Source organism: Micromonospora sp. WMMD1102, assembly GCF_029626265.1.
Classification (GTDB): Bacteria; Actinomycetota; Actinomycetes; order Mycobacteriales; family Micromonosporaceae; genus Plantactinospora.
In genome coordinates this window covers 4,558,158-4,570,635 of record NZ_JARUBN010000001.1, presented here as the reverse complement: position 1 = coordinate 4,570,635, position 12,478 = coordinate 4,558,158, and the positions used below count along the sequence as shown (strand labels likewise).

10 protein-coding genes are annotated in these 12,478 nt (G+C 74.1%); all 10 read left to right on the top strand.

The annotated features are described in order from the left end of the window. Positions 1-33: 33 nt before the first annotated feature. The 10 genes from O7626_RS20385 to mltG all read left to right on the top strand — a co-directional run bounded on the left by O7626_RS20385 (position 34) and on the right by mltG (position 12,478). Positions 34-654: a helix-turn-helix domain-containing protein gene (locus O7626_RS20385; protein WP_278066225.1), complete on the top strand. Its 621-nt coding sequence runs from the start codon at positions 34-36 to the stop codon at positions 652-654. Then, a complete protein-coding gene (locus tag O7626_RS20380) occupies positions 651-2,003 on the top strand; it encodes an MFS transporter (protein WP_278062748.1) in 1,353 nt (450 codons plus the stop codon). The genes O7626_RS20385 and O7626_RS20380 overlap by 4 nt, the downstream gene beginning before the upstream one ends. Before the next feature lie 98 nt (positions 2,004-2,101). Further along, positions 2,102-2,317, top strand: coding sequence for a hypothetical protein (locus O7626_RS20375; protein WP_278062747.1), 216 nt, complete (start codon positions 2,102-2,104; stop codon positions 2,315-2,317). Positions 2,318-2,393: 76 nt separating this feature from the next. Beyond that, positions 2,394-3,851 carry a replication-associated recombination protein A gene (locus tag O7626_RS20370; protein ID WP_347404803.1) on the top strand — a complete coding sequence of 486 codons (1,458 nt, stop codon included), beginning with the start codon at positions 2,394-2,396 and terminating at the stop codon, positions 3,849-3,851. A 2,639-nt stretch (positions 3,852-6,490) separates the two neighbouring features. Further along, positions 6,491-7,132 carry a hypothetical protein gene (locus O7626_RS20365; RefSeq protein WP_278066224.1) on the top strand — a complete coding sequence of 214 codons (642 nt, stop codon included), beginning with the start codon at positions 6,491-6,493 and terminating at the stop codon, positions 7,130-7,132. 173 nt (positions 7,133-7,305) lie between these two features. After that, positions 7,306-7,776, top strand: coding sequence for a DUF948 domain-containing protein (locus tag O7626_RS20360; protein ID WP_278062746.1), 471 nt, complete (start codon positions 7,306-7,308; stop codon positions 7,774-7,776). 43 nt (positions 7,777-7,819) lie between these two features. Then, positions 7,820-8,125 (top strand): hypothetical protein, encoded by a 306-nt coding sequence (locus O7626_RS20355; RefSeq protein ID WP_278062745.1) that lies wholly within the window; start codon positions 7,820-7,822, stop codon positions 8,123-8,125. Further along, the gene (alaS, locus tag O7626_RS20350; RefSeq protein ID WP_278062744.1) at positions 8,122-10,803 is read left to right on the top strand and encodes an alanine--tRNA ligase; all 2,682 of its coding nucleotides are present in this window, start codon (positions 8,122-8,124) and stop codon (positions 10,801-10,803) included. The genes O7626_RS20355 and alaS overlap by 4 nt, the downstream gene beginning before the upstream one ends. Beyond that, entirely contained in the window at positions 10,800-11,261 is a 462-nt protein-coding gene (gene ruvX / locus O7626_RS20345; RefSeq protein ID WP_278062743.1) for a Holliday junction resolvase RuvX, read from the top strand. The genes alaS and ruvX overlap by 4 nt, the downstream gene beginning before the upstream one ends. Further along, a complete protein-coding gene (mltG, locus tag O7626_RS20340) occupies positions 11,258-12,478 on the top strand; it encodes an endolytic transglycosylase MltG (protein ID WP_278062742.1) in 1,221 nt (406 codons plus the stop codon). The genes ruvX and mltG overlap by 4 nt, the downstream gene beginning before the upstream one ends.

Below are 12,478 nucleotides of genomic sequence, written 5' to 3'. Positions count from 1 at the left end.
CAACGGTCGGCAGGTGACGCCCCCGCGCCCTCGGTGGTGGTGCTGGACAGCGCGCAGATCCGGATCCTGGCCCACCCACTCCGGTCCCGGCTGCTCGTCGCGCTCCGTTCCGACGGCCCGGCCACCGCGACCGGGCTGGCCGAGACGCTCGGCACCAACACCGGGGCCACCAGCTACCACCTGCGGCAGCTCGCCGACGCCGGGCTCGTGCTGGAGGAGCCGGACCGGGGAAGTGGACGGCAGCGCTTCTGGCGGGCGGCGCACCAGTTCAGCAGCTGGAGCGACGCCGACTTCGCCGACGATCCCGACGCCCGGGCGGCGGCCGACTGGCTGACCCGCAACGCGGTGCGCCTGCACACGAGCCTGGCCGAGCGCTGGCTCGACGACCGGCACAGCTATCCGGCCGAGTGGCAGCAGGCCACGACCTTCTCCGACGTGCTGCTCCGGCTCACCCCGGCACAGTTGCGGCAGCTCAACGACGAGCTGTGGGAGGTGGTCGGGCGCTACCGGGCGGCCGTACCGCCGATCGACCGGGTGCCGGCGGCGCAGCCGGCGGACGGCGCCGAACACGTACTGCTCTATCTACAGAGCTTTCCGGTGCGCGGCCCGGTCCCGCTGGCCGGCGGCGGCACCGGGCCGGGGGAGCCGTCGTGAGCACCCTGACCGTCCGGCAGGTACGCCGGCGTTACCTGGTCCTGCACGCGCTCCGCTGGCTGCCCAGCGGGCTGCTCATCCCGGTACTCATCCTGCTGTTGCTGGAACGCGGGCTCAGCCTGCCGCAGGTCGGCCTCGTCGCCGCGGCGCAGGGCGTGGTGGTGCTCGCGCTGGAGCTGCCGACCGGCGGGCTCGCCGACGCGCTGGGCCGCAAGCCGGTGCTGGTCGGGGCCGTGCTGGTCAACCTCGGATCGCTGTTGCTCTTCCTGGCCGCCGACTCCTTCGGGCTCTTCCTGCTCGCCTTCGTGCTACAGGGGATCTTCCGGGCCCTGGACAGCGGCCCCCTCGAGTCCTGGTACGTCGACGCCGCCCTGGCGGCCGACCCGGACGCCCCGATCGAGCGCGGACTCAGCGCCGGCGGGGTCGTCCTCGGCATCGCCATCGGGGCCGGCGCACTGCTCAGCGGCGGCCTCGTCGCGCTCGGCCCGGTCGGCGGGATCAGCGCGCTCACCCTGCCGCTGCTGGTCGCCATCGCCCTGGAAGTCGTCGCCCTGACCGCCCTGCTCCTGTTGCTGGTCGAGGTGCGCCCGGCCGCCGGGACGGCCGCGCTGCGCGGTTCGCTGCGGGCCGCGCCGGCCGCGGTCGGCGGCGCGCTGAAGCTGGCCCGCCGCTCCCGGATCGTGCTCGCGCTGATCTCCGTCGAGCTGTTCTGGGGCTTCGGGATGGCCACCTTCGAGGCACTGCTGCCGGTCCGGCTCGCCGAGGTGCTGGGCGACCCGGACCGGGCGGCGGCACTGCTCGGACCGACCGCCTCGGCGGCCTGGCTGGCCTCGGCCGGCGGCGCGGCGGTGATCGCGTACGCCAGCCGGTGGCTGGGCGTGCCGCTCTGCGCCGGGCTGCTCCGGATCCTCCAGGGTGCCACTGTCGTCGGGATGGGACTGCTCGCCGGGCCGGTCGGGATCATCGCGGCCTACCTGCTCTGTTACGCCGTGCACGGCGCGTCCAACCCGCTGCACGCCGGACTGCTGCACCGGCAGGTCGACGGCCCGTACCGGAACAGCGTGCTCTCGCTGAACTCGATGGTGGCCCAGCCGTCCGGCGCGCTCGGCGGCGTACTGCTCACCTCGCTGGCCGCCGCCACCTCGGTGAGTACCGCGATGGTCGTCGGCGGGGTGGTGCTGGCCGTCGCCGCACCGCTCTACCTGCCCGCCTGGCTGGCCGGCCGGCCCACCCCGGCGTCCGCCGCCCTCCCGGACCCGGATCCGGTCTCGGCTTCGGATCCGGTCCCCGTCCCGGTCTCGTCGGATCACACCGGCGGGCCTGCTACGACCGGGTCTGACCGGATCTGACGGGGCCCGGACGACCCTGCGCCGGGCGGGTGGATTGGCGGGCGAGGCGCCCGGGTACATCCTGGCCGACCTACTGGGACCCCCGCCGGGAGGAACTCATGCTTGCCTATATTGCCGCCGGTGTCTTCGGCTTCGCGCTGCTCTTGGACCTGTTCGACGAGGACCTGGGTGCGCCCGACCTGTTCAGCACCTCCACCCTGATGTTGATCGGCCTGCTCTGCCTGGCGCTCTACCTCGCCGGGGTGGGCCGTGGCCCGGGTGCCGGCGGCGGTGGCGGCCGGTGGTACCGGGGACGCCGGCCCGGCCGGGGCTGAGGTCGGCCGGGATCGCGACCGGTCCGGTTATCGGTGCATTTCCGGCACCGGAAACCGGGCCGGTAGTGTCTTCCCGATGGAGTCCGACGGCCTGTTCTCTCTCGTCGATCCCGCTGGCGGACGTACCGCGCCGGCCGGGACCGCCGCCGACGGCTTCACCGCACCCGGCGCCGATTCGCCGTTGCCGGTCCGGATGCGTCCGGCCAGCCTGGACGAACTCGTCGGACAGGACCACCTGCTCGCCCCCGGTGCACCGCTGCGACAGCTGGTCACCGGGGCGTCACCGATGTCGGTGATCCTGTGGGGGCCGCCGGGCAGCGGCAAGACCACCATCGCGCACCTGGTGGCCGGGGCGACCGAGCGGCGCTTCGTGGCGATGTCGGCACTTTCCGCCGGGGTCAAGGACGTCCGCGCGGTGATCGACACCGCCCGCCGGGAGCGGCGGGCCGGGGGACGCCCGACAGTGCTCTTCATCGACGAGGTGCACAGGTTCAGCAAGACCCAACAGGACTCGCTGCTGGCCGCGGTCGAGGACCGCACCGTCACGCTGCTGGCGGCGACCACCGAGAACCCGTACTTCTCGGTCATCTCGCCACTGCTGTCCCGGTGCGTACTGCTCACCCTGCAACCGCTGGACGACGACGCGGTACGCGGGCTGCTCCGCCGGGCCGTCGCCGACGAACGTGGCCTGGCCGGTGCGCTCACTCTCGCACCCGACGCCGAGGAGCACCTGGTCCGGCTCGCCGCCGGGGACGTACGCAAGGCGCTCACCGCGCTGGAGGCGGCGGCCGGTTCGGCGACCGCGCTGGGCGGGAGCGTCATCGACCTGGCCACCGCCGAGCAGGCCGTCGACGTGGCGGCGGTGCGCTACGACCGCGACGGCGACGCGCACTACGACGTGGTGAGCGCGTTCATCAAGAGCATGCGGGGCTCCGACGTGGACGCCGCGCTGCACTGGCTGGCCCGGATGCTGGTGGCCGGCGAGGACGCCCGGTTCATCGCCCGGCGGATCGTGATCTTCGCGAGTGAGGACGTCGGGATGGCCGACCCGGGTGCGCTGGGCGTGGCCACCGCCGCCGCACACGCCGTCGAGTACGTCGGCCTGCCCGAGGCGCAGCTCAACCTCGCCCAGGCCGTGATCCACATGGCCACCGCGCCGAAGTCCAACTCGTCGACCACGGCGATCGGGGCGGCGATCGGGGACGTGCGGGCGGGGCGCGGCGGTGCGGTGCCCCGGGCTCTGCGCGACGCACACTATCCCGGGGCACGTGGACTGGGACACGGCACCGGTTACCGCTATCCGCACGACGACCACCGGGGGGTGGTCACCCAGCAGTACGTCCCGGACGACCTTGTCGGGGTGGACTACTACCAGCCGAGCGGGCACGGTGCCGAGCGCGCCGTCGGCACCCGGCTGCCGCTGCTGCGCCGGATCGTCCGGGGAGAGCCCGCACCACCACCATCGGAAACTGCCGGCAACGGCAGGCCGGCGGCGGACGGTGGCGGGACAGTCGAGGGGGAGGAACACCAGTGAGATCGCGCGGTTCGGACCGGGGCGACGACGGCCACGACGAGCGGCGGGAACCACAGGGCAAGGCACGCCGGTGGGGCCGGGGCAGGTCGCCCGAGGCGCCACCCGTGGAGCCGGAGGTCAGTGGCGAGGAACTCGGCTGGATCTCCGACCTGCGTACCGCCAAGGAGCAGAAGGTCGACATCGGTCCGGCCGACGGCTCCAGCCCGACCGATCCGCCGCCCCGGCTGCCCGCCGCCTACGAGCGGCTGCCCGAGGCCGGCCCGGAGACGACCGGGTCGATGCGGCCTGCCGGGGCACCGCCGGCCGATCCGCCGGTCGGGCCGGGCCGGCGGCACGACGACGAGCCGACACCCGGCCCGGCCCGGCGGGCCCCGGAGCCGGACGACGCCGCCCCAGCGCCCGCCCGGGGTGCCGGTGCGCAGCCGCCACGCCCCGAGCCGAGGACCTCGGCCCCGCCGGTCGTGCCCGCGCCACCGCTCGGTCGCCCCGGCCGTGCGGCCGAGCCGGTCTCCCCGACGGCCTGGTCCGGGCCGGCGCCGGAGCGCCGCCCGGCCGGTGACCGGGACGAGCCGGCGATCCGGCCGGGCAGCACACCGTGGCCGGGTGAGCCGGTGTCGTCCGCCGGGCACCAGCCACGGCACGGCGCCGCGTCACTCGAACCGGGTCCGGTCCGGCGGGCGGCGGAGGGCCGGGGCGACGAGTCGACCGCACGCCGCTCGGCCGCACCCGGGGAGATCGGCGAGGGCCGGCACGGCCGCCCGGCCGGCCACGCCGCCGGTGACCTCCCCGGTCCCGGCAGCCCGGCCGGTCCCGGCGACCGGTTCGGCGCACCGGCTGTTCCGGCCACCGGCGACTTCGTCGTACCGGCCTCCGGCAACGCCCCGCCGTTGCCGGCCGCTCCGGGCCGACCGGGTGCCGCCGAGCGTGACCCGGACGGCCCGGGACGCGGCGGTCCGGTGCTCGGCGCCCGGCGTCCCGATGCCGTCCCGCCGCCCTCCGGCGCCCATGCCGCCGGTACGCCGTCCGCCGCCGGCTACGCACCGGGCGCCGGAGTGCACGCCTCCGGCGGCACGCACTCGGCGGGCAGGGACACGTCCGCCGCTTCCGGCGGTACGCACGCCTCGGGTCCGGGCGGGCGTGCCGCCGGCACCGGCGGGGTGCACCCGGCCGGCGGCGCGCACGCCGCGGTCAGCGGTCCGCCCGGCGCGGGAGCGGCGCCCGGCCCGGCCGGCGCCCACGCGGCCGGCGGGCCGGAGACCCGTCCGCCCGGCCATCCGGAGCGACCCGGGGACTGGATCCGCAAGGCGGCCCGGGGAGGTGTCCGTCCGGTCACCCCGGCCGCCGGGTACGGGCCACCCGCCCCGGCATCCGGAGCCGGTGCGCCCGGTTACCCGCCGTCCGGCCCGGCCGGCGGCCCCGAGCCGGTCGGCCGGTCGGCCGGCGGCCACGGATCGGCATCCGGACCGGACCTGTCCACCGGACCGGGCCGGGCAGCCGCTCGCACACCGTCCGGGTTGGACGACCTCGACGTCGGACGACCGGGTCCGGGCCGGCACGGCGCGCTGCCGACCGAGGAGCCCCGGGACGAGGGGCGGGTGCCCCGGGTACGTCCCGGCGGCGCTGGTGTCTCCGGTCCGCCGTACGGCACCGACGGTGCGGGCGGTGGACGGCACGGTGCGCCGCCGGTGGTACCGGGTCGGCACGGCGCGGTCGCGCCACCGGCCGGGGGCCCGCGCGGCGACCGTCCGGTCAGCGGGGGCCCGTCCGGAGCCCTGCCGGGACCGGGTGGCTCCCGCGGTACGCCGCCGCGCGGTGGCATCCCCCGGCACGGCGAACCAGGTGACGAGCCCCGGGCGACGGCCGGACTCGGCCGACCCGTGGAACCATTGGATCGGCGCGGTGCCCCGGGCGGCAGGTACGCCGTCGAGCCGGCTGACCGTCCCGGCCCGCCGGGTCCCGGTCGGGGTGACGTCCCGGCCGCCCGCCCGACCAGCGGTCGCGCGGCTGCCCCGGCCGACGGTGGACCGGCAGGGCGAAGTGGTGGTGCCGCCTTCGAGGGTGCCCCTGGCCGAACCGGTGCTGCCGCCTTCGACGGTGGACCGGCGGGGCGGAGCGGTGGCACCGCCTTCGAAGGCGCGCCGGGCCGAACCGGTGCTGCCGCCTTCGACGGCGCTCCCGGTCGACCTGCCGCCACCACACCCGGCGGCCCGGCTCGGGCGTCCGCCCGGGGACCCGTCGCGCCGGTCCAGCCCGGACCCGCGTCCGCCCCGCCGGCCCGGGACCAGGGTGCCGCTGCGCCGACCCGCTCCGGCCCGGCCGAGACCGGCCGCGGTGCCACCGCCCGGCCGACCCCCGGACGGCTCGACGGCCCACCCCGGGACGACGCGGTCCGGCCCGATCCGCCCGTCCGACCCGACACCCCACCCCGGACGGCCCGCCCCGACTCCGGCCGCCCGGACAACGCTGGCCGCCCCGACACCGGCCGACCCGCCGGATCCGGCCGGCCGGACGGTCCGTCCCGGCCGGATCCCGCGATCCGTGCCGCCGCCGTGCCGCCGGCCGCCGCCCCCCGCCCGGATGCCGGGCCCGACCGGTCCGCGGAGCCGTCGGCGGAGCCGGCCCGTGGCGCCCGGGCCGAGCTGCGCCGCCAGCTCCGCGAGCAACGGCGGTTGAAGACGGTCGCCCTGCTCCTGGCCAGCCTGCTGGTGCTCGGCGCGCTGCCGACGTACTTCGGCGTCCGGGCCGCGACCCGGGATCCGGTGTTCAACTCCCTCGACGCGCTGGCGGTGCCGGCCTGGGCCGCCACCGACACGGTCGACGGGGTCAGCGGCAGCCGGTGGTGCTTCATCGAGTGCCGGTTCCGGGAGCGGACCGTCCAGTCGGACCGGTCGTGGGAGGAGACGGCGCAGGTCTACGAGACCGCCCTGAACCGCGAGGGATGGCGACCGTGGAAGGTGGCGCTCTGCCCGGAGCAGCCGGTCGAGGGGCACTACACCTGCTGGCGCCGGGACGAGCTGACCCTCGACATGTGGGTACGCCAACCGGCCTGCCCCGAGGCGCCGGTCGGCACACCGGGCGCGGCCCCGGCACCGGCCGCCACCGGGCCGGGAGGGGTGAAGTGTGACGGTGCGCTGATCTCGATCAAGGTCCGCAACGCGATCGCGGACGACCGGATCGGTCCGCAGCCGACCACCGACCCGTCGCTGACCGGGGTGGATCCGGATCCACTCTTCACGGACGATCCGCTCGGCGGGCTGACGCCCACCCCCACCCCGTCGTGAGGCCGGCACTCGTCACCGACGGTAGGGTTGCGGGTTGGTACTCCGAGGGGCATTCCGGGTAACCGTCGTGACGCGGTGCCGGACGTCCGGGTGAGATGCCTGGCGCGCGATTTCCGAGACGCTGCATTTCCGCGAGACGCTGCATTTCCGAGACGGTGCATGGAGGAGGACGGGTGGACGCTGGAGAGATCGGTCAGATCGCCGCGCTGGTCGCGGCGGGTGCGTTCCTGATGCTGGTGTTGGTGCTGGCCAGGCCGATCTGGCGGCTGGGCAACACGGTGGACGCGGCGACCCGGGCGATCAACGACATCAACGAGCGCACCGCGCCGCTGCTGGGCAACATGAACGTCACGGTGGAGAACGTGAACACCGCGCTGGGGCAGGTGCAGACCTCGCTGGACGGGGTGAACATCCAGCTCGCCAAGATCGACACGATGACCGGGCACGCCCAGAACGTCACCGCCAACATCGCGAACCTGAGCACCGTGGTCTCGGCCGCCGCGGCGAACCCGCTGGTCAAGGTGGCCGCCTTCGGGTACGGCGTGCGCAAGGCTGCCTCCGCCCGGCGGCGCGCCGAGGACGAGCGCGAGGTGCGTACCACCCTGAAGCAGCAACGTCGGGCCGCCCGGCGCGGCGGGCACTGACCCCCCGCGCAGCGGCGACCCGGCACGAGGGAAGGATGAGGCCATGAGACGACTGCTCTGGTTGGGCATCGGGCTGGCCGTCGGCGCGCTCGTCGTCCGGAAGCTGACCCGCACCGCACAGGCGTACACGCCGCAGGGGATCGCCGGCTCGGTGGCGCAGTCCGCGGGTGGCCTGGTGCAGTCGCTGCGGGACTTCGCCGACGACGTGCGGGACGGCATGGCCGAGCGTGAGCAGGAGATCCACCAGGCGTTCGCCGAGGGGGTCGCGTTCGACGACCGCTTCGAGGAGTTGCGCGAGGATCCCCGCATCGGCGACCGCGAGTTGTTTCCGGAGGAAGGCACCCGATGAGAACGGCGGAAGTCAAGCGGCGCTACCTGGCGCACTTCGAGGCCAACGGGCACACGGTGGTGCCGTCCGCTCCGCTGCCGGCGATCGACGACCCGAACCTGCTCTTCGTCAACGCCGGCATGGTGCAGTTCGTGCCGTACTTCCTCGGGCAGCAGACGCCGCCGTTCCGGCGTGCGGTGTCGGTGCAGAAGTGCATCCGTACCCCGGACATCGACGAGGTCGGCAAGACCTCCCGGCACGGCACGTTCTTCCAGATGAACGGAAACTTCTCGTTCGGCGACTACTTCAAGGAGGGCGCGATCGCGCTCGCCTGGGAGCTGGTCACCAAGCCGGTCGCCGAGGGCGGGTTCGGGCTCGATCCGGAGCGGATCTGGCCGACGGTCTACCTGGACGACGACGAGGCCGAGGCGATCTGGCGCCGGACCGGGGTGCCGGCGGAGCGGATCGTCCGGCGCGGCAAGGCGGACAACTTCTGGTCGATGGGGATCCCGGGGCCGTGCGGGCCCTGCTCGGAGATCTACTACGACCGGGGCCCGGCGTACGGCCGCGAGGGTGGCCCGGCCGTCGACGAGGACCGCTACCTGGAGTTCTGGAACCTCGTCTTCATGCAGTTCGAGCGGGGACCGGGGACCGACAAGGAGAACTTCCCGATCCTCGGTGACCTGCCGGCGCAGAACATCGACACCGGGATGGGCCTGGAGCGGATGGCCGCGATCCTCCAGGGTGTCGACAACCTCTACGAAATCGACGAGGTGCGGCCGATCCTGGACCGGGCGGCCGAGCTGACCGGCCGGCGGTACGGCGCGAAGTCGGGGCACGCGGCGAGCGAGTCGCACCCGGACGACGTACGGCTGCGGGTGGTCGCCGACCACGTCCGGACCGCGCTGATGCTCATCGGTGACGGGGTGACCCCGGGCAACGAGGGGCGCGGCTACGTGCTGCGCCGGATCATGCGCCGGGCGATCCGGGCGATGCGGCTGCTCGGCTGGCAGGAGCGGGCGCTGCCCGAGCTGCTGCCGGTGGCCCGGGACTGCATGTCCCCGTCCTACCCGGAGGTGGCGAAGGAGTTCGACCGGATCTCGTCGTACGCGTACGCCGAGGAGGACGCGTTCCTCTCCACGCTGCGGGCCGGCACCACGATCCTGGACACCGCGATCGCCGAGACCCGCTCGGCGGGCGGGGCGAAGCTGTCGGGGGACAAGGCGTTCCAACTGCACGACACGTACGGCTTCCCGATCGACCTGACCCTGGAGATCGCCGCCGAGCAGGGGCTCTCGGTGGACCAGGACGGGTTCCGGCGGCTGATGGCCGACCAGCGGTCCCGGGCCAAGGCCGACGCGCAGGCCCGCAAGACCGGCCACGTCGACCTGTCGGCGTACCGTTCGGTGCTGGACTCCGACGGGCCGGTCCAGTTCACCGGCTACACCGAGGTGTCCCGGGAGTCGTCGGTGCGGGCGCTGCTCGGTGCCGGCGGCACTCCGGTCGAGGTGGCCGGTGAGGGCGAGACGGTCGAGCTGGTGCTGGACGCCACCCCGTTCTACGCCGAGGGCGGTGGCCAGCAGCCGGACGTCGGTCTGGTCACGGTCGGCGCCGGCCAGGTCGAGGTGCTCGACGTGCAGCAGCCGATCCCGGGGCTGATCGTGCACCGGGCCCGGGTGGTCCGCGGCGAGGTACGCACCGGCGAGGCCGGGCTGGCCGAGATCGACGTGGTACGCCGCCGGGCGATCTCCCGCTCGCACACCGCGACCCACCTGGTGCACCAGACGATGCGAAACTTCCTCGGCGAGGCGGCGACCCAGGCCGGTTCGCTGAACGCGCCGGGGCGGCTCCGGTTCGACTTCAACACCCCGACCGGGGTGGCGCCGAGTGTGCTGCACGACGTGGAGCAGCAGGTGAACGAGGTGCTGCTGGCCGACCTGGAGGTGCACGCCTTTCTCACCTCGCAGGAGGAGGCCCGCCGGCTCGGCGCGATGGCACTCTTCGGCGAGAAGTACGGCGACGAGGTCCGGGTCGTCGAGGTCGGCGACTACGCCCGGGAGCTGTGCGGCGGCACCCACGTGGCCCGGTCGGCGCAGCTTGGCCTGGTGAAGATCCTCTCCGAGTCCTCGATCGGCTCCGGGGTGCGCCGGGTGGAGGCGCTGGTCGGGCTGGACGCGTTCCGGTTCCTGGCCAAGGAGCACCTGCTGGTCTCCCGGCTGGCGGAGCTCTACCGGGTGCCGGGCGAGCAGGTGGCCGACCGGGTCGAGCAGACCGTGGCGCAGTTGCGGGACGCGGAGCGGGAGTTGGAGAAGCTCCGCGCCCAACTGGTGCTCGGCGGTGCGGCGACGCTCGCGGCGAACGCCCGGGACGTCCGTGGGGTGGCTTTCGTCGGCACCGAGGCGCCGGAGGGCGCGGGCGGCAACGACGTGCGTACCCTCGCCCAGGAGATCCGGGGCAAGATCGACCCGGCGCGTCCGGCGGTGGTCGCGGTGGCGGCCCGGTCCAACGGCAAGGCGTCCCTGGTGGTGGCGGTGAACGGCGCGGCGAAGGACCGGGGTGTCTCGGCGGCGGCCCTGGTCAAGGGTGCCCTCTCCGGCCGGGGTGGCGGCAACGCCGACCTGGCCCAGGGCGGCGGCCTGCCGGCCGGCGAGGCGCCGAGCCTGCTGGCGGCGGTCGAGAAGGCCCTCGCCGAGGCATGATCGTGCTGCCCCGTGGCGTACGGCTCGGCGTCGACGTCGGTCAGGTCCGGGTCGGCCTGGCGGTCTCCGACCCGGACGGCATCCTGGCGACGCCGCTGGTGACGCTGGCCCGGGACCTGAAGACAGGCATCGAGGCGGTTCCCACCGATATCGCGGAGATCGCCCGCCTTGTCGGGCTGCACGAGGTGGTCACCGTCGTGGTCGGCCTGCCGGTCACCCTGGCCGGCGGGCACGGCCCGGCGGCGACCCAGGTGAAGGCGTACGCGCAGCGGTTGGGGCCGGCGATCGCACCGGTGCCGGTGGAACTGGTGGATGAAAGGATGTCGACCGTCGTGGCTTCTCGTAGGCTAGCCGAGCGGGGCGTCCGAGGACGGCGCCAACGGGCGGTGGTCGATCAGGCGGCCGCGGTGGAGATTCTGCAGAGCTGGCTGGACAGGCAGCGGAGGCGGACAGGATGATCGACGACTTGGAGCTCGCGTTCGACGAGCGTGCGGAGAAGGGACGACACCGGCGCGGCGCGCAGCGCAAACGCAACGGCAAGCAGAAGCGTGGCGGACGCGGCCGGACGGTCGCCGCGCTGCTGATGGCGTTCGTGCTGCTGGGCGTGCTCGGCGGCGCCGGCTGGTATGGCTTCGACCGGGTGCAGGGCTACTTCGTCACCCCGGACTACGACGGGACCGGCAGTGGTGAGGTGCAGGTCCAGGTCGAGGAGGGCCAGAGCATCGCGCAGATCGCCGACACCCTGGTTTCGGCCGGCGTGGTGAAGAGCACCAAGGCGTTCATCGAGGCGGCCCAGGAGAACTCCCGGAGCCAGAACATCCAGCCGGGCCTCTACAAGGTCCGCAAGGAGATGAACGCCGACGCGGCGCTGGGCATGCTGCTCGACCTGAAGAACAAGCTGGTCAACGGCTTCCTGGTCCGGGAGGGCGCCACCGCCAAGCAGATCTTCAAGGCGCTGGCGGCCGAGACGAAGCTCCCGGTCAAGGACTTCGAGACCGCCGCCAAGGACCTCGAAGGGCTCGGCATCGCCGACTTCTGGTTCAAGCGCGACGACAAGCAGACGGCACGCAAGTCGATCGAGGGCTTCATCTTCCCGGACACCTACGAGCTGCCGCCGAACGCCAGCGCCGAGTCGATCCTCAAGTTGATGGTGCAGCGCTTCATGTCGGTCGCCGAGGACATCGACTTCGTGGACCGGGTGCAGAAGGAGCGCGAGATCAGCCCGTACGAGGCGCTCATCGTGGCGTCGCTGGCCCAGGCCGAGGCGGGTAACCCCGACGACCTGGGCAAGATCGCCCGGGTGGCGTACAACCGGATCTACAGCGGCGACCACTACTGCAAGAACGGCGGCGGCCTGACCGGCTGTCTGGAGTTCGACGTCGGGATCAACTACTACTGGGAGTTGACCGGCAAGAAGACCAAGCGCTCCGCGGACATGACGAACGCCGAACTCTTCGATTCGAAGAACCCGTACCGGATGCACGGCAAGGCCGGGCTGCCGCCGGGGCCGATCAACAACCCGGGGCAGAAGGCCCTGGAGGGGGCGATGGACCCGCCGAAGGGCGACTGGCGGTTCTTCGTGGCGATCGACAAGGAGGGCCACTCGGCGTTCGCGGAGACGGCCGAGGAGCACGCCCGCAACGAGCAGAAGGCCCGAGAGAACGGCGTGCTCTGA